This is a genomic window from Kitasatospora sp. NE20-6 (assembly GCF_045862635.1).
The window spans coordinates 51428-71428 of sequence record NZ_BPRL01000009.1 but is presented as its reverse complement, the minus strand read 5'-3'; the positions used below and the strand labels follow the sequence as shown (position 1 = coordinate 71428).

Annotated in this window: 33 protein-coding genes; all 33 read right to left on the bottom strand. The window is 67.7% G+C overall.

The genetic code is table 11. The features are described from left to right. Positions 1 to 27 precede the first annotated feature (27 nt). Positions 28 to 537 carry a 30S ribosomal protein S9 gene (gene rpsI, locus SNE206_RS10095; protein WP_407913021.1) on the bottom strand — a complete coding sequence of 170 codons (510 nt, stop codon included), beginning with the start codon at positions 535 to 537 and terminating at the stop codon, positions 28 to 30. 51 nt (positions 538 to 588) lie between these two features. After that, entirely contained in the window at positions 589 to 1032 is a 444-nt protein-coding gene (gene rplM / locus SNE206_RS10090; protein ID WP_405012907.1) for a 50S ribosomal protein L13, read from the bottom strand. 212 nt (positions 1033 to 1244) lie between these two features. Further along, on the bottom strand, positions 1245 to 2903 hold the full coding sequence (locus SNE206_RS10085; protein WP_407913020.1) for an ABC-F family ATP-binding cassette domain-containing protein: 1659 nt from the start codon (positions 2901 to 2903) through the stop codon (positions 1245 to 1247). A gap of 68 nt (positions 2904 to 2971) precedes the next feature. Next, positions 2972 to 3871 carry a tRNA pseudouridine(38-40) synthase TruA gene (gene truA, locus SNE206_RS10080; RefSeq protein WP_407913018.1) on the bottom strand — a complete coding sequence of 300 codons (900 nt, stop codon included), beginning with the start codon at positions 3869 to 3871 and terminating at the stop codon, positions 2972 to 2974. A 130-nt stretch (positions 3872 to 4001) separates the two neighbouring features. After that, positions 4002 to 4499: a 50S ribosomal protein L17 gene (rplQ, locus tag SNE206_RS10075; protein WP_407913017.1), complete on the bottom strand. Its 498-nt coding sequence runs from the start codon at positions 4497 to 4499 to the stop codon at positions 4002 to 4004. A 126-nt stretch (positions 4500 to 4625) separates the two neighbouring features. Continuing rightward, positions 4626 to 5648: a DNA-directed RNA polymerase subunit alpha gene (locus SNE206_RS10070; protein ID WP_100889786.1), complete on the bottom strand. Its 1023-nt coding sequence runs from the start codon at positions 5646 to 5648 to the stop codon at positions 4626 to 4628. A 127-nt stretch (positions 5649 to 5775) separates the two neighbouring features. Next, positions 5776 to 6183, bottom strand: coding sequence for a 30S ribosomal protein S11 (gene rpsK, locus SNE206_RS10065; protein ID WP_253797211.1), 408 nt, complete (start codon positions 6181 to 6183; stop codon positions 5776 to 5778). Positions 6184 to 6255: 72 nt separating this feature from the next. Continuing rightward, a complete protein-coding gene (gene rpsM / locus SNE206_RS10060) occupies positions 6256 to 6636 on the bottom strand; it encodes a 30S ribosomal protein S13 (protein WP_407913016.1) in 381 nt (126 codons plus the stop codon). Between the two features lie 176 nt (positions 6637 to 6812). Continuing rightward, on the bottom strand, positions 6813 to 6926 hold the full coding sequence (gene rpmJ, locus SNE206_RS10055) for a 50S ribosomal protein L36 (protein ID WP_003956441.1): 114 nt from the start codon (positions 6924 to 6926) through the stop codon (positions 6813 to 6815). Positions 6927 to 6961: 35 nt separating this feature from the next. Further along, complete coding sequence (gene infA / locus SNE206_RS10050; protein ID WP_003956442.1) at positions 6962 to 7183, bottom strand: translation initiation factor IF-1; 222 nt, start codon at positions 7181 to 7183, stop codon at positions 6962 to 6964. A gap of 195 nt (positions 7184 to 7378) precedes the next feature. Then, positions 7379 to 7813: a large conductance mechanosensitive channel protein MscL gene (gene mscL / locus SNE206_RS10045; RefSeq protein ID WP_407913015.1), complete on the bottom strand. Its 435-nt coding sequence runs from the start codon at positions 7811 to 7813 to the stop codon at positions 7379 to 7381. Positions 7814 to 7940: 127 nt separating this feature from the next. Next, a complete protein-coding gene (gene map, locus SNE206_RS10040) occupies positions 7941 to 8777 on the bottom strand; it encodes a type I methionyl aminopeptidase (protein ID WP_407913014.1) in 837 nt (278 codons plus the stop codon). 129 nt (positions 8778 to 8906) lie between these two features. Further along, positions 8907 to 9566 (bottom strand): adenylate kinase, encoded by a 660-nt coding sequence (locus SNE206_RS10035; RefSeq protein ID WP_407913013.1) that lies wholly within the window; start codon positions 9564 to 9566, stop codon positions 8907 to 8909. Further along, positions 9566 to 10876 (bottom strand): preprotein translocase subunit SecY, encoded by a 1311-nt coding sequence (gene secY, locus SNE206_RS10030; protein ID WP_407913012.1) that lies wholly within the window; start codon positions 10874 to 10876, stop codon positions 9566 to 9568. The genes SNE206_RS10035 and secY overlap by 1 nt, the downstream gene beginning before the upstream one ends. Before the next feature lie 303 nt (positions 10877 to 11179). Continuing rightward, complete coding sequence (rplO, locus tag SNE206_RS10025) at positions 11180 to 11632, bottom strand: 50S ribosomal protein L15 (protein WP_407913011.1); 453 nt, start codon at positions 11630 to 11632, stop codon at positions 11180 to 11182. 1 nt (position 11633) lies between these two features. Further along, complete coding sequence (gene rpmD, locus SNE206_RS10020) at positions 11634 to 11816, bottom strand: 50S ribosomal protein L30 (protein WP_057231310.1); 183 nt, start codon at positions 11814 to 11816, stop codon at positions 11634 to 11636. Beyond that, positions 11816 to 12436: a 30S ribosomal protein S5 gene (rpsE, locus tag SNE206_RS10015; RefSeq protein ID WP_405012897.1), complete on the bottom strand. Its 621-nt coding sequence runs from the start codon at positions 12434 to 12436 to the stop codon at positions 11816 to 11818. The genes rpmD and rpsE overlap by 1 nt, the downstream gene beginning before the upstream one ends. 48 nt (positions 12437 to 12484) lie before the next feature. Further along, entirely contained in the window at positions 12485 to 12868 is a 384-nt protein-coding gene (rplR, locus tag SNE206_RS10010; RefSeq protein WP_407913010.1) for a 50S ribosomal protein L18, read from the bottom strand. Positions 12869 to 12871: 3 nt separating this feature from the next. Continuing rightward, positions 12872 to 13411, bottom strand: a complete 540-nt coding sequence (rplF, locus tag SNE206_RS10005; protein ID WP_407913009.1) for a 50S ribosomal protein L6 — start codon at positions 13409 to 13411, stop codon at positions 12872 to 12874. A 22-nt stretch (positions 13412 to 13433) separates the two neighbouring features. Then, the gene (gene rpsH / locus SNE206_RS10000; RefSeq protein WP_407913008.1) at positions 13434 to 13841 is read right to left on the bottom strand and encodes a 30S ribosomal protein S8; all 408 of its coding nucleotides are present in this window, start codon (positions 13839 to 13841) and stop codon (positions 13434 to 13436) included. Positions 13842 to 14103: 262 nt separating this feature from the next. After that, positions 14104 to 14289 carry a type Z 30S ribosomal protein S14 gene (locus SNE206_RS09995; protein WP_037575347.1) on the bottom strand — a complete coding sequence of 62 codons (186 nt, stop codon included), beginning with the start codon at positions 14287 to 14289 and terminating at the stop codon, positions 14104 to 14106. 3 nt (positions 14290 to 14292) lie between these two features. Next, positions 14293 to 14862 (bottom strand): 50S ribosomal protein L5, encoded by a 570-nt coding sequence (rplE, locus tag SNE206_RS09990; RefSeq protein WP_405012893.1) that lies wholly within the window; start codon positions 14860 to 14862, stop codon positions 14293 to 14295. After that, on the bottom strand, positions 14862 to 15173 hold the full coding sequence (rplX, locus tag SNE206_RS09985; protein WP_345286354.1) for a 50S ribosomal protein L24: 312 nt from the start codon (positions 15171 to 15173) through the stop codon (positions 14862 to 14864). Before rplX ends, rplE begins: the two co-directional genes overlap by 1 nt. 15 nt (positions 15174 to 15188) lie before the next feature. Beyond that, complete coding sequence (rplN, locus tag SNE206_RS09980) at positions 15189 to 15560, bottom strand: 50S ribosomal protein L14 (protein WP_030263487.1); 372 nt, start codon at positions 15558 to 15560, stop codon at positions 15189 to 15191. 99 nt (positions 15561 to 15659) lie between these two features. Beyond that, the gene (gene rpsQ / locus SNE206_RS09975; RefSeq protein WP_014136278.1) at positions 15660 to 15932 is read right to left on the bottom strand and encodes a 30S ribosomal protein S17; all 273 of its coding nucleotides are present in this window, start codon (positions 15930 to 15932) and stop codon (positions 15660 to 15662) included. After that, on the bottom strand, positions 15932 to 16156 hold the full coding sequence (rpmC, locus tag SNE206_RS09970; protein WP_405012891.1) for a 50S ribosomal protein L29: 225 nt from the start codon (positions 16154 to 16156) through the stop codon (positions 15932 to 15934). Before rpmC ends, rpsQ begins: the two co-directional genes overlap by 1 nt. Then, positions 16156 to 16575 carry a 50S ribosomal protein L16 gene (rplP, locus tag SNE206_RS09965; protein ID WP_030232476.1) on the bottom strand — a complete coding sequence of 140 codons (420 nt, stop codon included), beginning with the start codon at positions 16573 to 16575 and terminating at the stop codon, positions 16156 to 16158. Before rplP ends, rpmC begins: the two co-directional genes overlap by 1 nt. A 5-nt stretch (positions 16576 to 16580) precedes the next feature. Further along, positions 16581 to 17417: a 30S ribosomal protein S3 gene (rpsC, locus tag SNE206_RS09960; protein ID WP_407913007.1), complete on the bottom strand. Its 837-nt coding sequence runs from the start codon at positions 17415 to 17417 to the stop codon at positions 16581 to 16583. Further along, the gene (gene rplV / locus SNE206_RS09955) at positions 17417 to 17764 is read right to left on the bottom strand and encodes a 50S ribosomal protein L22 (RefSeq protein WP_030232471.1); all 348 of its coding nucleotides are present in this window, start codon (positions 17762 to 17764) and stop codon (positions 17417 to 17419) included. Before rplV ends, rpsC begins: the two co-directional genes overlap by 1 nt. Before the next feature lie 67 nt (positions 17765 to 17831). Then, positions 17832 to 18113: a 30S ribosomal protein S19 gene (gene rpsS / locus SNE206_RS09950; RefSeq protein WP_363635500.1), complete on the bottom strand. Its 282-nt coding sequence runs from the start codon at positions 18111 to 18113 to the stop codon at positions 17832 to 17834. An 11-nt stretch (positions 18114 to 18124) separates the two neighbouring features. Further along, positions 18125 to 18961, bottom strand: coding sequence for a 50S ribosomal protein L2 (gene rplB / locus SNE206_RS09945; RefSeq protein WP_405012889.1), 837 nt, complete (start codon positions 18959 to 18961; stop codon positions 18125 to 18127). Between the two features lie 36 nt (positions 18962 to 18997). After that, a complete protein-coding gene (rplW, locus tag SNE206_RS09940) occupies positions 18998 to 19321 on the bottom strand; it encodes a 50S ribosomal protein L23 (protein WP_405012888.1) in 324 nt (107 codons plus the stop codon). Beyond that, a complete protein-coding gene (rplD, locus tag SNE206_RS09935; protein ID WP_407913006.1) occupies positions 19321 to 19998 on the bottom strand; it encodes a 50S ribosomal protein L4 in 678 nt (225 codons plus the stop codon). The genes rplW and rplD overlap by 1 nt, the downstream gene beginning before the upstream one ends. Between the last annotated feature and the right edge of the window lie 3 nt (positions 19999 to 20001).

The following is a 20001-nucleotide window of genomic DNA, read 5'->3' as shown; positions in this document are numbered from 1 at the left end:
GGAGCGGCACGCACCCCCGGGGTGCAATTAGCGCTTGCTGTACTGCGGCGCCTTGCGGGCCTTCTTGAGACCGGCCTTCTTGCGCTCGACGGCGCGCGAGTCACGGGTCAGGAAGCCGGCCTTCTTGAGGGCGGCGCGGTTGTTGTCCACGTCGGCCTCGTTCAGGGCGCGGGCCACGCCGAGGCGCAGCGCGTAGGCCTGACCGGAGGTGCCGCCACCCGCGATGCGGGCCACGACGTCGTAGCGGCCGTCGAGCTCAAGGAGCTTGAACGGCTCGTTGACGGTCTGCTGGTGCACCTTGTTGGGGAAGTAGTTCTCCAGGGTGCGACCGTTGATCTTCCACTTGCCGGTGCCCGGGACGATCCGCACGCGGGCGATCGCCTCCTTGCGGCGGCCGAGGCCGGCGCCGGGGACGGCCTCGCCGAAGCGGCCGGCCAGGGACTCGGAGGTGTACTCGGTCTCCGAGGTGTACTCTTCGACGTTCTCGTTCTCGTCGAACTCGACCTCGAGGGTGTTCTCGATGGCAGTCTCGGCCACGGTGTTCCTCAGCTCCTGCTGTAAATCAGTGATGTGGTGGGGTGGCCGAAATTACTGCGCGACCTGGGTGATCTCGAACGGCACCGGCTGCTGCGCAGCGTGCGGGTGCTGGTCGCCCGAGTAGACCTTCAGCTTCGAGAGCATCTGACGGCCCAGGCTGTTCTTGGGGATCATGCCCTTGATGGCCTTCTCGACGGCCTTCTCCGGGTTCTTCGCGAGGAGGTCGTCGTAGCGGACCGAGCGGAGACCGCCCGGGAAGCCGCTGTGGCGGTAGGCCAGCTTCTGGGTCTTCTTGTTACCCGAGAGGTGCACCTTGTCGGCGTTGATGATGATGACGAAGTCACCGGTGTCAACGTGCGGCGCGTAGATCGCCTTGTGCTTGCCCCGGAGGAGGTTGGCGGCCTGGGAGGCCAGGCGGCCGAGCACGACGTCGGACGCGTCGATGACGTGCCACTGACGCTGGACGTCGCCGGGCTTGGGGCTGTACGTACGCACGGTCGTAGCCTTCGCTTTTCAGTGAGTGGGTCCTGACAGGAGCACCTGGCCGACGTGATCAGCCTGGTCACCCCTGGACGCAATTCAGGGGCGAGCCGCTGGTCATCGACCGGGCAGTCTCCGGCGTACCGACCTCTCACGTGAGATGGAGCGAGCCAATACGCACAACAAGCGCCCAGCCTACCGGGCGCTCCGCGAAGGGTCAAAAACGCTCAGCGGTCGCGTACGACGCGCGTCTCGTCCCAGACCGGTTCCGGCGACTCGTACACGCGCCCGTCGGAGCCGAAGACCAGGAAGCGGTCGAAGGTCCGGGCGAACCACCGGTCGTGCGTCACGCACAGCACGGTGCCGTCGAAGGCCTCCAGGCCCTGCTGCAGCGCCTCGGCGCTCTCCAGGTCCAGGTTGTCCGTCGGCTCGTCCAGCAGCAGCGCCGTGACGCCGGAGAGCTCCAGCTTGAGGATCATCAGCCGGGCCTGCTGGCCGCCGGAGAGCGACTCGAACTTCTGCTCCTCCTGGCGGTCGAGCTCGTAGCGGCGCAGTGCGCCCATCGCGGCGCCGCGGCTGAGCGCGTGCTCCTCCTCGACGATCGAGCGGACGGTGCGGCCCATCAGCTCGGGGTGGGCGTGGGTCTGCCGGAAGTGCCCGGGCACCACGCGGGCGCCGAGCTTCCAGCTGCCGCCGTGCTTCACGGTGCCGTCGCCGGCCAGCAGCCGCAGGAAGTGCGACTTGCCGGAGCCGTTGGAGCCGAGCACGCCGATCCGCTCGCCGTAGAAGACCTCCAGGTCGAAGGGCTTCATGAGGCCGCTGAGCTCCAGCTTCTCCATGGTGAAGGCGCGGACGCCGGTGCGGCCGCCCTTGAGCCGCATGGTGATGGACTGCTCGCGCGGCGGCGCCTCGGGCGGGCCGGCGTCCTCGAACTTCTTCAGCCGGGTCTGGGAGGCGGCGTAGCGGGAGGCCATCTCGTGGCTGACCGCGGCGGCCTGGCGGAGGTTGACGACGAGCTTCTTGAGCTTGGCGTGTTCTTCGTCCCAGCGGCGGCGCAGTTCCTCGAAGCGCTCGAAGCGGGCGCGGCGGGCGTCGTGGAAGGAGTCGAAGCCGCCGCCGTGCACCCAGACGCTGGAGCCGGCCGCGCCGGTCTCGACGCTGATGATCTTCTCGGCGGTGCGGGAGAGCAGCTCGCGGTCGTGCGAGATGTAGAGCACGGTCTTGCCGGTGGCCTTGATCGCCTCCTCCAGCCAGCGCTTGCCCGGCACGTCGAGGTAGTTGTCCGGCTCGTCGAGCAGGAGCACCTCCTCGGGGCCGCGCAGCAGCGCCTCCAGGACGAGGCGCTTCTGCTCGCCGCCGGAGAGGGTGTTGAGGCCGCGGAACTGCGCCCGGTCGAAGGGCATCCCGAGCGCTGCCGTGGTGCAGACGTCCCAGGTGGTCTCGTAGTCGTAGCCGTCGGCGTCGGCCCAGTCGGCGAGCGCCTGCGCGTACCGCATCTGGGTCTTCTCGTCGTCCTGCGCGAGCATCGCGAGCTCGGCGGCGTCGACCGCGCGGGCCGCGACGGCGATCCGGGCGGGGGCGACGGAGACCAGCAGGTCGCGGACGGAGGCGTCGGCGGGCAGGGCGCCCGGGGTGTCGCGGGTGTCCTCGCGGCCGGTCGTGCCGACGAACTGGCGCATCACGCCGAGGCCGCCGGTGACCGTGACGGTGCCGCCGTGCGGCTGGACGTCCCCGGCGATCATGCGCAGCAGCGTGGTCTTGCCGGCGCCGTTCGCGCCGACCAGCGCGACGGCGGCGCCCTCGCCGACCCGGAAGGACGCGTCGTCGAACAGCACCCGCCCGTCGGGCAGGTAGTACTCAAGGTGTGAAATCTCGACGTGTCCCATGGCCCGGATTGTGCCAAGCGGGCGGCCCGGATCCCAAACCGTTATTGCGCGCCCGCTCCGGCCGGGCGTCAGTCCTGGCCGGGCAGGGTGCGCATCCGGCGGGAGGCCCGGTTGCGCTCGGCGAGGAGGTCGTCGGCGGGGTAGCCGACCTCCTCCAGCGTCAGCCCGTACGGGCGGACGACGTTGACGGCGGAGTTGCGCACCCGTCCGGCCAGCACCTCGCCGGGGAACTCCGGCGACCGGTGGCCGTCGCCGACCAGCAGCATGGCGCCGACGAGCGAGCGCACCATGTTGTGGCAGAAGGCGTCGGCGCGCACGGTGGCGACGGCCAGCGTGCCCTCCTGGGCGGCGTACGGGTCGACGGGCACCCGGTCCCAGCGGAGTTCGAGCAGGGTGCGGATGGTGGTGGCGCCCTCGCGCTTCTTGCAGTACGCGGCGAAGTCGTGCTCGCCGAGCAGGAGCCGGGCGGCCTCGTTCATCCGGTCGACGTCGAGCGGGCGGTCGTGCCAGAGCACGTGGCCGCGCAGCAGCGGGTCGACGCCGCCGGGCTGGTCGGCGACCCGGTAGGCGTAGCGGCGCCAGACGGCGGCGAAGCGGGCGTCGAAGCCGTGCGGGGCCTCGGAGACCCGGTGGATCCGGACGTCGGCCGGCAGGCGGCCGGCGAGGCGGCGCAGCAGCTTCTCGCCGTGCTCGGCCCAGAGGTCCTCGGGGAGGTCGACGTGGGCGACCTGGCCGCGGGCGTGCACGCCGGCGTCGGTGCGGCCGGCGACGGTCAGTGCGAACGGGAGGGCGCTGCGGGTGACGATCTGCAGGGCGCTCTCGATCTCCTCCTGCACGGTGCGCCGGCCGCGCTGGCGGGCCCAGCCGGAGAACTCGGCACCGTGGTAGGCCAGGTCGAACCTGATCCGGCGGTACCCGTCGGCCGGTCCGTCCTTGACGGGGGCCGGCTCGGCACAGTCGTTGACCACATCTGCTCCTGGGGGAACGGCCGGCGGCGGCCGGGAGATCGGCGGCCGGGAGGAACGGCCTGCGGGAACTGCTCGGGCCCGCCCTCCCCACGGATGGGGAGGGCGGGCCCGGGTGTGACACCTGGCGGCGTCAGGCCTCGGTGGTCTCCGCGGCCTCGGCCTCGTCGGCCTTGGTCTCCTCGACCTTGGTCTCCTCGACCTTGGCGTCGGACTCCTTGACCGCGCGCTTGGCGGCGGCCTCGGCCTCGGCGACGGTCGCCTTGGTGGCGATCTCGCCCTCGACCAGCTCGATCACGGCCATCGGCGCGTTGTCGCCGCGACGGCCGCCGATCTTGGTGATGCGGGTGTAGCCACCGGGACGGTTCTCGTAGCGCGGCGCGATCTCGGTGAAGAGGGTGTGCAGCACGGAGACGTCGGTGATCGTCTTGCGGACGAGGCGACGGTTGTGGATGTCGCCCTTCTTCGCCTTGGTGATCAGCTTCTCGGCCAGCGGGCGCATCCGACGGGCCTTGGCCTCGGTCGTGGTGATGCGGCCGTACTGGAACAGCTCCCGGCACAGACCGGCGAGCAGCAGCGGCTCGTGGTGCGGGCCGCCGCCGAGGCGGGCACCCTTGGTGGGACGCGGCATGGATGACTCCTTGGATCTCCGACTACGGCCGTATCAGGTACCGCAGCGGGCGTCCGGGCACTGTGCCCGGACGGCTTGGCATCGAAGCGGGGGCGATCCGCGAGGACCGCCCCCGACCCCAAATTCTTAGTACTGCTCGGTCTCCGCGTAGCCCTGGTCGTCCAGGTCGTCGGCGCCGAAGGCGTCGGCGGCGGCGGTCGGGTCGAACCCGGGCGGGCTGTCCTTGAGGGCCAGGCCCATGCCGGCCAGCTTCGCCTTGACCTCGTCGATCGACTTCGCACCGAAGTTGCGGATGTCGAGCAGGTCGGCCTCGGAGCGGGCGACGAGCTCACCCACGGTGTGGATGCCCTCGCGCTTGAGGCAGTTGTACGACCGAACGGTGAGCTCCAGCTCCTCGATCGGCAGCGCCAGGTCGGCGGCCAGGGCGGCGTCCGTCGGGGACGGGCCCATGTCGATGCCCTCGGCGTCGATGTTCAGCTCGCGGGCGAGACCGAACAGCTCCACCAGGGTCTTGCCGGCCGAGGCCATGGCGTCACGGGGGCGCATGGCGGGCTTCGTCTCGACGTCGACGATGAGCTTGTCGAAGTCGGTCCGCTGCTCGACTCGGGTGGCCTCGACCTTGTAGGTGACCTTCAGCACGGGGCTGTAGATCGAGTCGACCGGGATGCGGCCGATCTCCTGGCCGGAGGCCTTGTTCTGCACGGCGGAGACGTAGCCGCGACCGCGCTCGACGGTCAGCTCCATCTCCAGCTTGCCCTTGCCGTTGAGCGTGGCGAGGACGAGCTCGGGGTTGTGCACCTCGACACCGGCCGGGGGCGCGATGTCGGCGGCGGTGACCACACCCGGGCCCTGCTTGCGCAGGTACATCACGACCGGCTCGTCGTGCTCCGAGGAGACGACCAGCTGCTTGATGTTGAGGATGAGGTCGGTGACGTCCTCCTTGACGCCCGGCACGGTGGTGAACTCGTGCAGGACACCGTCGACCCGGATGCTGGTGACGGCGGCACCGGGGATCGAGGAGAGGAGCGTGCGGCGGAGCGAGTTGCCGAGGGTGTAGCCGAAGCCGGGCTCCAGGGGCTCGATCACGAACCGGGAGCGGAATTCGTCGACGACCTCTTCGGTCAGCGAGGGGCGCTGAGCGATCAGCATGAGAGGTGTTCCTCCAATTGTCTTCGGCACCCACTATTTGATGCCGACAGGACCAAGCGTACGGGGTCCTGCGCGAAGCAGGACCCCGTACGAGGTTTACATCACCCGCGTGCCCGAAGGCACCGCGTCAGACGCGGCGGCGCTTCGGCGGACGGCAGCCGTTGTGCGGGGTGGGGGTGACGTCCTGGATCGAGCCGACCTCCAGGCCGGTGGCCTGGAGCGAGCGGATCGCGGTCTCGCGGCCGGAGCCCGGACCCTTCACGAAGACGTCGACCTTGCGCATGCCGTGCTCCTGCGCACGACGCGCGGCGGACTCGGCGGCCATCTGCGCGGCGAACGGGGTGGACTTGCGCGAGCCCTTGAAGCCGACGTGGCCGGCAGAGGCCCAGGAGATCACGTTGCCCGCGGGGTCCGTGATCGAAACGATGGTGTTGTTGAACGTGCTCTTGATGTGAGCGTGCCCGTGGGCGACGTTCTTCTTCTCCTTGCGGCGGATCTTCTTCGCGCCGGCAGCCTGACGACCCTTGGGGGGCATAAGTCTGTTCTCCTACTGAGGTGGTCGGTCCGCTAACCCGCGGGCCGGAGGGATGTCCGGTGACGGGACGGACTACTTCTTGCCCGGCTTCTTCTTGCCGGCAATCGCGCGACGCGGGCCCTTGCGGGTACGCGCGTTGGTGTGGGTGCGCTGACCGCGCACCGGCAGGCCACGACGGTGACGCAGACCCTCGTAGCAGCCGATCTCGACCTTGCGGCGGATGTCGGCGGCCACCGAACGGCGGAGGTCACCCTCCACCTCGAAGTTCGCGTCGATGTACTTCTGCAGCTTGACGAGGTCTTCCTCGGTGATCTCGCGGACGCGGACGTCCGGGTTCACCCCGGTCTCGGCAAGAGTCTGCTCGGCGCGGGTGCGACCGATGCCGTACACGTAGGTGAGGGCGATCTCGATCCGCTTCTCGCGGGGGAGATCAACGCCGGCAAGGCGTGCCATTCATGGCTCCTGTGGTTCTTCAGAGGTCTTGCGTGCCGCCTACTCCGTCGCCTCTCGGCGAGGGAGCCCCGGCCTCTGACCGGGGGTGGCAGTCCGTCCCCTGGGGACGGATCGGGCAGCCCGCGTATGACGTTGTTGCGCGTCGCGCGAAGTACTACGAGAAATGCTGGAGAGCGTCAGCCCTGGCGCTGCTTGTGGCGCAGGTTGTCGCAGATCACCATGACCCGGCCGTGACGGCGGATCACCTTGCACTTGTCGCAGATCTTCTTGACGCTCGGCTTGACCTTCATCGTTCAGGTTCTCCGGGTCTCGATCTGACGGGTCTTTACTTGTAGCGGTAAACGATCCGGCCACGCGTCAGGTCATAGGGGCTGAGCTCCACCACGACCCGGTCGTCCGGGAGGATCCGGATGTAGTGCATCCGCATCTTTCCGCTGATGTGCGCGAGGACCTTGTGACCGTTCTGCAGCTCGACCTTGAACATGGCGTTCGGAAGAGACTCGATCACGGTGCCCTCGATCTCAATGGCGCCTTGCTTCTTTGCCATGAACTGCGAGATCCACCTTCCGGGGCCGGCTACCGCATGCGGCACGCTCGTGCGAGCCTGGGTCCACCCCACCCCTGCCGGAGAATGCCCTTGCGGGATCCCGATCGGGAAGAGGACGTGCCGAAGCACGCTACGAGTGAGCCGACGCATCAGTCTACGACAGCCCCCAAGCGGACGCCAAAACGGCTCGGACGGTCACGCCCGGTGCTGCAGCGGCAGCGCCGCGACGGGCTGCACCTGGGCGGTGCACGCCGAGCAGCGGCTGGCGGCCTGCGGGATCTCCGTCAGGCACTCCGGGCAGGGCCGCTTCGGCGTGGCGGGCTTCTTCGGCAGGTACCGCGCAGTGGCCTTCGTCACCGGCAGCACCACGCAGAAGTACAGGACCGCGGCGGTCAGCACGAAGGCCATCATCGCGTTGAGGAACTGCCCGTACGGGAACTCCACCCCGCCCAGGTGGGCCTTCTTGCCGCCGAAGTCGCCGGCCGCGCCCACCGCCACACCGACCAGCGGGGTGAGGAAGGCGGAGACGAAGCCGGTCACCACACCGGTGAAGGCGGCGCCGATCACGACACCGACCGCGAGGTCGATGACGTTGCCGCGCATCAGGAAGTCCCGGAACCCCTTGAACACTCTTCTTCTCCTTCGTCGCCACGCGTGGCCGCGCTGTCCACCGATCGCTGTCCGCCGATAAAAATAGGACAAAGGGCCTGGAGAGCGAAACCTCCAGGCCCTTCGGACGTCCTGCCGGCCGACCGGCTCAGCCCAGCGGGTCCGGCGCGGCCACCACGCCGTACTTGGCCAGCTCCGCGCGGCCGCCGTCGAAGGCGGTCAGCACGAGCGGGCCCTGCTCGGTGACGGCCACCGAGTGCTCCCAGTGCGAGGCCCAGGTGCCGTCGTTGGTGACGACCGTCCAGTCGTCCTCCAGCACGGCGGAGTGCGGGGTGCCGAGCGTCACCATCGGCTCGATCGCGAGCACCGTGCCGGGGATCAGCTTGGGGCCCTTGCCGCGGCCCGCGACGTAGTTGAGCACGTGCGGCTCCATGTGCATGGCGGTGCCGATGCCGTGGCCCCCGTAGCCCTCCACGATGCCCCACTTGCCCTTGGGGGGCAGCGGCTGGCGGCGGATGAAGCCCTCGATCGCCTTGGAGACGTCGACCAGCCGGTTGTTCCTCTTCATCTGGGCGATGCCGGCCCACATGGAGCCCTCGGTGACCCGGCTCAGCAGGGTGTGCTCCGCCGCGGCCTCGCCCACCCCCACGGTGATGGCCGCGTCGCCGTGCCAGCCGTCGAGGATGGCCCCGCAGTCGATCGAGACGAGGTCGCCCTCCTGCAGCACCCGCTCGCCGGGGATGCCGTGGACGATCTCGTTGTTCACCGAGGCGCAGATCACACCGGGGAACCAGAGGCCCCCGTGGTGCGCCCGGAAGTTCGAGGTCGCGCCGTGGTCGGTGATGACCTTGTCCGCGATGTCGTTGAGCTCCTGCGTGGTGACGCCCGGGACGACCGCCTCCCGGCAGGCCTTGAGCGCTTCGGCGACGACCAGCCCGGCCGCCCGCATCTTCGCGATCTGCTCGGGGGTCTTGATCTCCACCATCTGGTCACGCCTTCCACTGTCGGACGCCGCCCGGTCCTTGCCGGGCGGCCGTGCACTCGTTACCACCGTACGACGCCGCAACGGCCGGGACGCCCCGCGAGTGGGGCTTCCCGGCCGTTGCGGACCGTCTCAGGCGCTCTTCTTCTGCTCCAGGGCGGAGACAGCGCGCTCGGTCACCTCGTCCACCTTGCCGAGGGCGGAGATGGTGACCAGCAGGCCCTGCTCCTCGTAGTAGCCGATGATCGGCTCCGTCTTGGAGTGGTACTCCTCCAGGCGGACCCGCACGGCCTCCTCGGTGTCGTCGGAGCGCTGGTACAGCTCGCCGCCGCACTCGTCGCAGACACCTTCGGCGGTGGGCTGGTTGTACACCACGTGGAACACGTGGCTGCCGTTGTTGCGGCACAGCCGGCGACCGGCGATGCGCTTGACGACCTCGTCCTCGGGGACCTCCAGGTCGAGAACGCCGTCGAGGGCGATGCCCTCCTCGGCGAGGATCTCGTCCAGAGCCTTGGCCTGGCCGAGGTTCCGCGGGAAGCCGTCGAGCAGGAAGCCGTTGGCGGCGTCCGGCTGCAGCATGCGGTCCTTGGCCATGCCGATGGTGACCTCATCCGGTACCAGTCGGCCTGCGTCCATGTACGCCTTGGCCTCGAGCCCCAAAGGGGTGCCCTGGCTGATGTTGGCGCGGAACAGGTCACCGGTGGAGATGTGCGGGATGGACAGGGTCTTGGCGAGCACGTGCGCCTGAGTACCCTTCCCGGCCCCGGGAGGTCCGACGAGGACGATACGCATCAGCGGAGGAACCCTTCGTAATTACGCTGCTGGAGCTGGCTCTCGATCTGCTTCACAGTTTCGAGTCCGACGCCGACGACGATGAGCACGCTGGTGCCGCCGAACGGGAAGTTCTGGTTCGCGTTGAAGGCAACCAGGGCGATCATCGGGATCAACGCGATCAGGCCCAGGTAGAGCGATCCTGGCCACGTGATGCGGGTGAGCACGTAGTTCAGGTACTCGGCCGTCGGTCGGCCGGCCCGGATGCCCGGGATGAACCCACCATACTTCTTCATATTGTCCGCAACTTCTTCGGGGTTGAAGGAGATGGCCACGTAGAAGAAGGCGAAGAAGACGATGAGGACGAAGTAGGTCGCCATGTAGACCGGGTGGTCACCCTTGACGAAGTTCTTCTGGATCCAGCCGGCCCAGCCGGAGTTGCTGTTGGTGAGCTGCACCAGCAGGGCCGGGATGTAGAGGAGCGACGAGGCGAAGATGACCGGGATCACACCCGCCTGGTTGACCTTCAACGGGATGTAGGTCGAGGTGCCGCCGAAGGCGCGGCGCCCGATCATCCGCTTCGCGTACTGGACCGGGATCCGGCGCTGGGCCTGCTCGACGAAGATGACGAGGCAGACGACCACGATGCCGATCGCGATGACGCTGAAGAACTCCACCCAGCCGCCGCCGATGGTGCCGGACTGCTTGATCGCCCACATCGAGCCGGGGAAGCCGGCCGCGATGGAGGTGAAGATCAGGATGGACATGCCGTTGCCGATGCCGCGGTCGGTGATGAGCTCGCCGAGCCACATGATCACCGTGGTGCCGGCGGTCATCGTGATGACCATGGTGGCCACCCGGAAGACGCCGGTGTCCGGCACGACATCGCCGGCCACGGAGCAACCCGAGAACAGCGCGCCGCTGGAGGCCGTCGCGACGATGCCGGTGCCCTGGAGCACGGCGAGCGCGATGGTCAGGTAACGGGTGTACTGGGTGATCTTCGCGGTGCCGGCCTGGCCCTCCTTCTTCAGCGCCTCGAGTCGCGGGATCACGACCGTGAGGAGCTGGAGGATGATGCTGGCCGTGATGTACGGCATGATGCCGAGCGCGAAGATCGTCAGCTGCAGCAGCGCGTTGCCGCTGAACAGGTTGACCAGGCCGAACAGGCTGTTGGACGAGGTGTCCTTGAGACACTGGTTGACGGCCACGAAGTTCACGCCCGGAATGGGAACGTGTGCGCCCAGCCGGAACAGCACCATGATGCCCAGCGTGAACAGCAGCTTCTTGCGCAGGTCGGGCGTCTGGAACGCCCGCGCGAACGCACTGAGCACGGTGCCTCCTGCGCCTCCCGCACGTCGTCGGCGGGAGGGTCGGTCCTGATGGGGGGGTGGGTCCTTCTCGGCTCCCGTGCGCCTGCACAGACATGCCTGTGCCGCAGCGTACAAGGGAACTCCACGGACTCTAACAGTGTGCGGCGACGCTGGAGAAGCGCGTCAGGGCGCCATCCCCCGGCCGCGAGCCGGGATGCCCGGTTTTGGCCGGTGTTGAGCACACGTCAGTTTTCCCGGAGCCGCCGGAAAAGCAGCGGGCCCGCACCTCCCGGAAGAGGTGCGGGCCCGCTGGGGTCAACGAGTTCAGAGGAGCTCGGTGACGGTGCCGCCTGCGGCGGTGATCTTCTCCGCGGCGGAGCCGGAGACGGCGTCGACCGTCACCTGCAGCGCCACGGCGATGTCGCCCTGGCCGAGGACCTTGACGAGCTCGTTCTTGCGAACGGCGCCCTTCGCGATCAGGTCGACCACGGTGACCTCGCCACCGTTCGGGTAGAGCTCGGCCAGCTTGTCCAGGTTCACGACCTGGAACTGCTTGTGGGCCGGGTTCTTGAAGCCCTTCAGCTTCGGCAGGCGCATGTGGAGGGGCATCTGGCCACCCTCGAAGCGCTGCGGAACCTGGTAACGGGCCTTGGTGCCCTTGGTACCACGACCGGCGGTCTTACCCTTGGAACCCTCACCGCGACCCACACGGGTCTTCTCGGTCTTGGCGCCGGGGGCGGGCCGCAGGTTGTGGATCTTGATCGGCGAGTCCGCCATGTCAGTCCACCTCCTCGACCGTGACGAGGTGACGAACGGTCTGGACCATGCCGCGGATCTCCGGGCGGTCCTCCTTCACCACGGTGTCGTTCAGCCGCTTGAGGCCGAGCGAACGCAGGGTGTCACGGTGGTTCTGCTTGCTACCGATGTAGGACTTGGTCTGCGTGACCTTGAGGCGAGCCATCAGGAGCTCACCCCAGCCGCGCGGGCCCGCAGCAGAGCGGCGGGAGCCACGTCCTCCAGCGGCAGACCACGACGGGCCGCGATCTCCTCGGGGCGCACGAGGCCCTTCAGAGCAGCCACCGTGGCGTGCACGATGTTGATCGCGTTGTCCGAGCCGAGCGACTTCGACAGGATGTCGTGGACGCCGGCGCACTCGAGGACGGCACGCACCGGGCCACCGGCGATGACGCCGGTACCGGGGGACGCCGGCTTCAGCAGCACGACGCCGGCCGCCTTCTCGCCCTGAATGGGGTGCGGGATGGTGCCCTGGATACGGGGGACCTTGAAGAAGCTCTTCTTGGCCTCCTCAACACCCTTGGCGATGGCGGCCGGAACCTCCTTCGCCTTGCCGTAACCGACACCCACGGTGCCGTCACCGTCGCCCACCACGACCAGCGCGGTGAAGCTGAAACGACGACCACCCTTGACTACCTTGGCGACACGGTTGATCGCAACGACACGCTCGACGTAAGCAGTCTTCTCGACGGCGGGGGCGTTGCCCCGGTCGTCACGCTTACGGTCGCGCCGCTCGCCGCCGGTGCCACCGCCGGCGCCGCTACCGCGGCGCTGGGGTCCAGCCATTGGAATTACCTCTCTCGTTTACGTCCGTCGACAGAGCCGACGAGCGGCTTAGAAGTCGAGCCCGGCCTCACGGGCCGCGTCCGCCAGGGCGGCGATGCGGCCGGCGTACCGGTTGCCCGCGCGGTCGAAGACGACCGCTTCGATGCCGGCGGCCTTGGCGCGCTCGGCGACCAGGCTCCCGACCTTCTTGGCCAGCTCGGTCTTGTCGCCCTCGGTGCCACGGATGGACACGTCGAGGGTGGACGCCGACGCCAGGGTGTAACCCTTGGCGTCGTCGATGACCTGGGCGACCATGTGACGGTTCGAACGCGTCACGACGAGGCGCGGACGCACCTCGGTGCCGACGACGCGCTTGCGAACGCGGATGGCGCGGCGCTTGCGGGCGGCGTTCTTGTAGGCGTTGCCCTTGCCGATCTTGACAGAGACGCTCATCGCTTACTTACCACTCTTTCCGACCTTGCGGCGGATGACCTCGCCCGCGTACTTGACGCCCTTGGCCTTGTACGGGTCGGGCTTGCGAAGCTTGCGGATCTTGGCAGCGACCTCGCCGACCTTCTGCTTGTCGATGCCGTCCACGTGGAACTTGGTGGGCGTCTCGACGACGAAGGAGATGCCCTCCGGGGCCTCGACGAGGATCGGGTGGCTGTAGCCGAGCGAGAACTCCATGTCGGAGCCCTTCGCCGCGACACGGTAACCAACACCGCTGATCTCGAGCGACTTGCGGTAGCCCGCGGTCACGCCGGTGATCATGTTCGCCACCAGCGTGCGGCTCAGGCCGTGCAGGGCCTTCGACTGACGCTCGTCGTTCGGACGCGAGACGATCAGCTTGCCGTCCTCGTCCTTGCCGATCTCGATCGGCGCGGCGACGACATGGGTGAGCGAGCCCTTGGGGCCCTTCACCGAGACCGCCTGGCCCTCGATGGTGACGTCCACGCCGGCGGGAACCGGGATGGGCAGCCGTCCAATGCGCGACATTGCTGTACCTCCGTTTCCCGAATTACCAGACGTAGGCGAGAACTTCTCCGCCTACGCCCTTCTTGGCGGCCTGCTTGTCGGTCAGGAGGCCGGAGGACGTGGAGATGATCGCCACGCCCAGGCCGCCGAGAACCTTCGGCAGGTTGGTGGACTTTGCGTACACACGCAGACCCGGCTTGCTGATGCGCTTGATGCCGGCGATGGAACGCTCGCGGTTGGGACCGAACTTGAGCTCGATGGTCAGCTTCTTGCCGACCTCGCCCTCGGTGGGGTCCTCGACCTGGTAGGAGGAGATGTAACCCTCCTGCTGCAGGATCTCGGCGACGTGCGCCTTGATCTTGCTCGACGGCATCACGACGGAGTCGTGGTACGCCGAGTTGGCGTTACGCAGACGGGTGAGCATGTCTGCGATGGGGTCGGTCATGGTCATGGTGGCCTCAGGCCTCTCCCGCCGTGGTTTCTCCGCGCCAGGTCCCCCTGCCGCACTCACGGGGAGTGCGGAAGGGGCACAAACGCAGGGGACCTGCGACGTAGTAAGACATGGGTGTGAGCCCTCACTAGAGAGCCGCGAGCATCCATGGAGATGCCGCGGCAGGGGCCCGACCCCACCACCTTACGGGATTCCGAACGGAAGCCCAAAAGTGCGGGGGCCGGGCACGCTGCTCATCGATGGTGTGCCGTGGGCGCCTGGACTACCAGGAGCTCTTGGTCACGCCCGGCAGCTCGCCGCGGTGTGCCATCTCACGGAGGCAGACACGGCACAGGCCGAACTTGCGGTACACCGAGTGCGGGCGACCGCAGCGCTGGCACCGGGTGTAACCCCGGACGCCGAACTTCGGCTTACGCTCGGCCTTTGCGATCAGGGCCTTCTTCGCCATGGCTCACGCCTCCTTGAACGGGAAGCCCAGAGCGCGCAGGAGCGCCCGGCCCTCATCGTCGGTCTGAGCGGTGGTCACGACGGTGATGTCCATACCGCGCTGACGGTCGACCTTGTCCTGGTCGATCTCGTGGAACATGACCTGCTCGGTCAGACCGAAGGTGTAGTTTCCACGGCCGTCGAACTGCTTGGGCGAGAGGCCGCGGAAGTCACGGATACGCGGCAGAGCCAGCGACACCAGACGGTCCACGAACTCCCACATGCGGTCACCACGGAGGGTGACGTGGGCGCCGATCGGCTGACCCTCGCGCAGCTTGAACTGCGCGATGGACTTGCGGGCCTTGGTCACGGCCGGCTTCTGGCCGGTGATCGCGGTCAGGTCCTTGATCGCGCCCTCGATCAGCTTGCTGTCACGGGCTGCCTCGCCGACACCCATGTTGACCACGACCTTGACCAGGCCGGGGATCAGCATGACGTTCTCGTACGAGAACTCCTCGTGCAGCTGGCCCTTGATCTCGGAGTTGTAACGCTCCTTGAGACGGGGGGCCACCTTCTCAACAGTCGTCTCAGACATCAGATGTCCTCACCGGTTCGCTTGGCAACGCGGATCTTGTTGCCCTCGTCGTCGAAGCGGTAGCCAACGCGGGTGACGACCTTCTTGCCGTCCTTCTCCACGACCAGCTGGACGTTGGAGACGTGCACGGGGGCCTCGACGGTGACAATGCCACCCTGGGTGCCCGGGCCCGGCTTGGTGTGCTTCTTGACCCGGTTGACACCCTCGACCAGGACCTTGTTCTCGGCGGGGATGGCCTGGATGACCTTGCCCTGCTTGCCCTTGTCCTTGCCGGTGATGACCTGGACCAGGTCACCCTTCTTGATCTTCATGCTGTTCGCCATGGGTTAGAGCACCTCCGGCGCCAGCGAGATGATCTTCATGAACTTCTTGTCACGCAGCTCGCGGCCCACCGGGCCGAAGATGCGGGTACCACGGGGGTCACCATCGGTGTTCTTGAGAACGACAGCGGCGTTCTCGTCGAAACGGATGTAGGAACCGTCCGGACGACGGCGCTCCTTGACGGTGCGGACGATGACGCACTTGACGACGTCACCCTTCTTCACCGAACCGCCGGGGATCGCGTCCTTCACGGTGGCGACGATGACGTCCCCGATACCGGCGTAGCGGCGACCGGAGCCACCGAGAACGCGGATGCAGAGAATCTCCTTGGCACCCGTGTTGTCGGCGACGCGCAGTCGCGACTCCTGCTGGATCACAGCTTTCTCCTGATCGTCAACGAGAGTCGACGGGCCGGCCGCTGCTCACTCGATCGCATCGCTGCATCGAGCACATACGGCCGTACCACATCGGCTTCGTTACTTGGCCTTCTCGAGGATCTCGACGACGCGCCAGCGCTTCGTCGCGGACAGCGGCCGGGTCTCCATGAGGAGGACACGGTCGCCGACACCGCACGCGTTCTGCTCGTCGTGCGCCTTCAGCTTGTTCGTACGGCGGATGACCTTGCCGTACAGCGCGTGCTTGACGCGGTCCTCGACGGCGACGACGACGGTCTTGTCCATCTTGTCGCTGACGACGAGACCCTCACGGGTCTTGCGGAAACCGCGCGTCTCGTTGGTGTTCTCAGTCATCAGGCGTTCTCCACCGTCTCGATGCCCAGCTCGCGCTCGCGCATCAGGGTGTAGATCCGCGCGATGTCCTTACGGACCAGCTTCAGCCGGCCGTGGTTGTCGAGCTGCCCGGTCGCCGCCTGGAAGCGGAGGTTGAACAGCTCCTCCTTGGCCTCACGCAGCTTGGCAACGAGGCCCTCGTTGTCCAGCTGACGAAGCTCAGCAGCCTTGATAGCGGCCGACATCAGCTCTCACCGTCCTCGCGCCGGACGATCCGGCACTTCATCGGCAGCTTGTGCGCGGCGCGGGTGAGCGCCTCGCGAGCAACCTTCTCATTCGGGTACGACAGCTCGAACATGACCCGACCCGGGTGCACGTTCGCGATCCACCACTCCGGCGAACCCTTACCGGAACCCATGCGGGTCTCGGCGGGCTTCTTGGTGAGGGGACGGTCCGGGTAGATGTTGATCCAGACCTTGCCGCCACGGCGGATGTGACGGGTGATCGCGATACGAGCGGACTCGATCTGACGGTTCGTCACGTACGCCGGGGTGACGGCCTGGATGCCGAACTGGCCGAAGGCCAGCTCCGTACCGCCCTTGGCCGCGCCACGCCGCTTGGGGTGGTGCTGCTTGCGGTGCTTGACCCTACGGGGGATCAGCATGGGGGTCAGGCCTCCGTTCCGGTGTTCTCGGCAGCCGGAGCCTCGACCGCGGCGGCCGCAGGGGCCTCGGCGGCGGGACGACGGCCACCACGGCCACCACGCTCGCCGCCGCGCTCGCCACCACGGCGCTCGCCACCGCGGGCGGGACGACCACCCTCGGGACGGGCCGGGCGGTTGCCCGAACGGGCAGCGGCGTTCTCGGCGCGGACCTCGGCGATGTTCTTGACGTCGCCCTTGTAGATCCAGACCTTCACGCCGATGCGGCCGAAGGTGGTCTTGGCCTCGAAGAAGCCGTAGTCGACGTTCGCACGAAGGGTGTGCAGCGGCACACGGCCCTCGCGGTAGAACTCCGAACGGCTCATCTCGGCGCCGCCGAGACGACCGGAGCACTGGACCTTGATGCCCTTGGCGCCGGACTTCATGGTGCCCTGCATCGACTTGCGCATGGCACGGCGGAACGACACGCGGGAGGACAGCTGCTCCGCGACGCCCTGAGCCACGAGCTGGGCGTCCAGCTCGGGGTTCTTGACCTCAAGGATGTTCAGCTGGACCTGCTTGCCGGTCAGCTTCTCGAGGTCGCCGCGGATGCGGTCGGCCTCGGTGCCACGCCGGCCGATGACGATGCCGGGGCGGGCGGTGTGGATGTCAACGCGGACGCGGTCGCGGGTGCGCTCGATCTCGACCTTGGAGATGCCGGCGCGCTCCATGCCCTTCGTCATCATGCGACGAATGGCAACGTCTTCCTTGACGTAGTCCTTGTACAGCTTGTCGGCATACCAGCGGGACTTGAAGTCCGTGCTGATGCCGAGACGGAACCCGTGCGGGTTAACCTTCTGGCCCATTACCGGGTCCCTTCCTTGCTGCTGACGACCACGGTGATGTGGCTGGTCCGCTTGCGGATCCGGTAGGCACGGCCCTGAGCGCGCGGACGGAACCGCTTCAGGGTCGGACCCTCGTCAACGTACGCCTCAGAGATGTAGAGGTCGTCCACGTTGGAGTGGTTGTAGTTGTGTGCGGCGTTGGCGATGGCGCTGTCGAGCACCTTGCCGACCGGCACGGTGGCGGCCTGCGGAGCGAAACGCAGGACCGCCTGGGCCTCCGTGGCGTTCAGGCCACGGATGAGGTCCACCACGCGGCGGGCCTTCATGGGCGTGACGCGGATGTACCGCGCCTGGGCCCTGGCTTCCATGGTTGTCCCCTTAATGGAGTAAGTCATTGAGTCGTTCTGGCGCTAAAGCTCAAGCTCAGCGGAGCGACTAGCGACGCTTCGACTTGCGGTCATCCTTCACGTGCCCCTTGAAGGTGCGCGTGGGAGCGAACTCGCCGAGCTTGTGGCCGACCATCGACTCGGTGACGAACACCGGGACGTGCTTACGGCCATCGTGGACCGCGATCGTGTGACCCAGCATGGCCGGGGAGATCACGGAACGACGGGACCAGGTCTTGATGACGTTCTGCGTGCCCGCCTCGTTCTGGACATCCACCTTCTTCTGAAGGTGGTCGTCGATGAAGGGGCCCTTCTTGAGACTGCGCGGCATCTGACCTGCTCCTAGCGCTTCTTGTTGGTCTTGCGGCGGCGCACGATGAGCTTGTCCGACGCCTTGTTCGGGCGACGGGTACGGCCCTCGGGCTTGCCCCACGGCGAGACCGGGTGGCGACCACCGGAGGTCTTACCCTCACCACCACCGTGCGGGTGGTCGATCGGGTTCATGGCCACACCACGCACGGTCGGGCGGACGCCCTTCCAGCGCATACGGCCGGCCTTGCCCCAGTTGATGTTCGACTGCTCGGCGTTGCCGACCTCGCCGATGGTGGCGCGGCAGCGGGCGTCGACCAGACGGGTCTCACCCGACGGCATGCGCAGGGTCGCCATGCGGCCCTCACGCGCCAGCAGCTGGATGCCGGAACCGGCGGAGCGGGCCAGCTTGGCACCGCCACCGGGACGCAGCTCCACGGCGTGGATGGTGGTACCGACCGGGATGTTGCGCAGCGGCAGGTTGTTGCCCGGCTTGATGTCGGCCCCGGGGCCGTTCTCGATCCGGTCGCCCTGAGCAATGCCACGCGGCGCGATGATGTAGCGCTTCTCGCCGTCGAGGTAGTGCAGGAGCGCGATGCGCGCAGTGCGGTTGGGGTCGTACTCGATGTGAGCGACCTTGGCCGGCACGCCGTCCTTGTCGTGACGACGGAAGTCGATCACGCGGTAGGCGCGCTTGTGACCGCCACCCTGGTGGCGAGCGGTGATACGACCGGCGTTGTTACGGCCGCCCTTGCTGTGCAGGGGGCGAACCAGCGACTTCTCCGGCGTGGACCGCGTGATTTCGACGAAGTCGGCCACGCTGGAGCCACGGCGGCCCGGCGTAGTCGGCTTGTACTTGCGGATACCCATTTTCGTCCTCGTCCTTAACGACGATCACGTTCCCCGTCAGGCGGAGACCGGACCACCGAAGATGTCGATGCGGTTGCCCTCGGCCAGCGTCACGATGGCGCGCTTGGTGTCCTTGCGCTTGCCAAAGCCCGTCTTGGAGCGCTTGCGCTTGCCCTGACGGTTGAGCGTGTTGACGGCCTCGACCTTGACCGAGAAGACCGCCTCGACGGCCTGCTTGATCTGGGTCTTGTTGGCACCGGGCGCCACGACGAACGTGTACTTGTTCTCGTCGAGGAGCGAGTAGCTCTTCTCCGAGATAACCGGCTTGACCAGGACGTCACGGGGGTCCGTGTACGTCTTGCTCGTGATCTCCGCGGCCATCAGGCAGCGCTCCCTTCGAGCTCGCCCTCAGAGGCGACAGCCTTGGCGGACGCGGCCGGACCGGCCACGAAACGCTCGAAGGCGGCCTGGGTGAAGACCACGTCGTCAGCGACGAGCACGTCGTAGGTGTTCAGCTGGCCGGCGTCCAGAATGTGCACGTTCGGCAGGTTGCGAGCGGACTTCAGGCCCAGCTCGTCCTCGCGCTCGACGACCAGGAGGACGCTCTTGCGCTCGGAGATCTTGCCGATCAGGCTCTTCGCGGCCTTGGTCGACGGCGTCTCGGTCGCGGTCACGCCGGTGATGACGTGAATGCGGTCGTGGCGGGCCCGGTCGGTGAGGGCACCGCGGAGCGCGGCGACGATCATCTTCTTCGGGGTCCGCTGCGAGTAGTCGCGCGGCACGGGACCGTGCACGACGCCACCGCCGGCGAACTGCGGCGCACGGGTCGAGCCCTGACGGGCGCGGCCGGTGCCCTTCTGGCGGTACGGCTTCTTGCCGCCACCACGGACCTCGCCGCGGCGCTTCACCTTGTGCGTGCCCTGACGGGCAGCGGCGAGCTGTGCGACGACGACCTGGTGCATCAGCGGAATGCTGACCTTGGCGTCGAAGATCTCGGCGGGCAGCTCGACGCTGCCGGCCTTGTCGCCGGCCGGCGACAGGATGTCAATGGTGGTCATATC

Excerpts from the sequence above, each read along its gene's own strand:
- SNE206_RS10085 (WP_407913020.1), bottom strand. The coding sequence starts at position 2,903 with ATGGGACACGTCGAGATTTCACACCTTGAGTACTACCTGCCCGACGGG.
- rplQ (WP_407913017.1), bottom strand. The coding sequence starts at position 4,499 with ATGCCGCGTCCCACCAAGGGTGCCCGCCTCGGCGGCGGCCCGCACCAC.
- SNE206_RS10070 (WP_100889786.1), bottom strand. The coding sequence starts at position 5,648 with ATGCTGATCGCTCAGCGCCCCTCGCTGACCGAAGAGGTCGTCGACGAA.
- rpsK (WP_253797211.1), bottom strand. The coding sequence starts at position 6,183 with ATGCCCCCCAAGGGTCGTCAGGCTGCCGGCGCGAAGAAGATCCGCCGC.
- rpsM (WP_407913016.1), bottom strand. The coding sequence starts at position 6,636 with ATGGCACGCCTTGCCGGCGTTGATCTCCCCCGCGAGAAGCGGATCGAG.
- rpmJ (WP_003956441.1), bottom strand. The coding sequence starts at position 6,926 with ATGAAGGTCAAGCCGAGCGTCAAGAAGATCTGCGACAAGTGCAAGGTG.
- infA (WP_003956442.1), bottom strand. The coding sequence starts at position 7,183 with ATGGCAAAGAAGCAAGGCGCCATTGAGATCGAGGGCACCGTGATCGAG.
- map (WP_407913014.1), bottom strand. The coding sequence starts at position 8,777 with ATGGTGGAGATCAAGACCCCCGAGCAGATCGCGAAGATGCGGGCGGCC.
- SNE206_RS10035 (WP_407913013.1), bottom strand. The coding sequence starts at position 9,566 with ATGCGTATCGTCCTCGTCGGACCTCCCGGGGCCGGGAAGGGTACTCAG.
- rplO (WP_407913011.1), bottom strand. The coding sequence starts at position 11,632 with ATGGCGGACTCGCCGATCAAGATCCACAACCTGCGGCCCGCCCCCGGC.
- rpmD (WP_057231310.1), bottom strand. The coding sequence starts at position 11,816 with ATGGCTCGCCTCAAGGTCACGCAGACCAAGTCCTACATCGGTAGCAAG.
- rpsE (WP_405012897.1), bottom strand. The coding sequence starts at position 12,436 with ATGGCTGGACCCCAGCGCCGCGGTAGCGGCGCCGGCGGTGGCACCGGC.
- rplR (WP_407913010.1), bottom strand. The coding sequence starts at position 12,868 with ATGAGCGTCTCTGTCAAGATCGGCAAGGGCAACGCCTACAAGAACGCC.
- rplF (WP_407913009.1), bottom strand. The coding sequence starts at position 13,411 with ATGTCGCGCATTGGACGGCTGCCCATCCCGGTTCCCGCCGGCGTGGAC.
- rpsH (WP_407913008.1), bottom strand. The coding sequence starts at position 13,841 with ATGACCATGACCGACCCCATCGCAGACATGCTCACCCGTCTGCGTAAC.
- SNE206_RS09995 (WP_037575347.1), bottom strand. The coding sequence starts at position 14,289 with ATGGCGAAGAAGGCCCTGATCGCAAAGGCCGAGCGTAAGCCGAAGTTC.
- rplE (WP_405012893.1), bottom strand. The coding sequence starts at position 14,862 with ATGTCTGAGACGACTGTTGAGAAGGTGGCCCCCCGTCTCAAGGAGCGT.
- rplX (WP_345286354.1), bottom strand. The coding sequence starts at position 15,173 with ATGAAGATCAAGAAGGGTGACCTGGTCCAGGTCATCACCGGCAAGGAC.
- rpsQ (WP_014136278.1), bottom strand. The coding sequence starts at position 15,932 with ATGACTGAGAACACCAACGAGACGCGCGGTTTCCGCAAGACCCGTGAG.
- rpmC (WP_405012891.1), bottom strand. The coding sequence starts at position 16,156 with ATGTCGGCCGCTATCAAGGCTGCTGAGCTTCGTCAGCTGGACAACGAG.
- rplP (WP_030232476.1), bottom strand. The coding sequence starts at position 16,575 with ATGCTGATCCCCCGTAGGGTCAAGCACCGCAAGCAGCACCACCCCAAG.
- rpsC (WP_407913007.1), bottom strand. The coding sequence starts at position 17,417 with ATGGGCCAGAAGGTTAACCCGCACGGGTTCCGTCTCGGCATCAGCACG.
- rplV (WP_030232471.1), bottom strand. The coding sequence starts at position 17,764 with ATGGAAGCCAGGGCCCAGGCGCGGTACATCCGCGTCACGCCCATGAAG.
- rpsS (WP_363635500.1), bottom strand. The coding sequence starts at position 18,113 with ATGCCGCGCAGTCTCAAGAAGGGCCCCTTCATCGACGACCACCTTCAG.
- rplB (WP_405012889.1), bottom strand. The coding sequence starts at position 18,961 with ATGGGTATCCGCAAGTACAAGCCGACTACGCCGGGCCGCCGTGGCTCC.
- rplW (WP_405012888.1), bottom strand. The coding sequence starts at position 19,321 with ATGGCCGCGGAGATCACGAGCAAGACGTACACGGACCCCCGTGACGTC.
- rplD (WP_407913006.1), bottom strand. The coding sequence starts at position 19,998 with ATGACCACCATTGACATCCTGTCGCCGGCCGGCGACAAGGCCGGCAGC.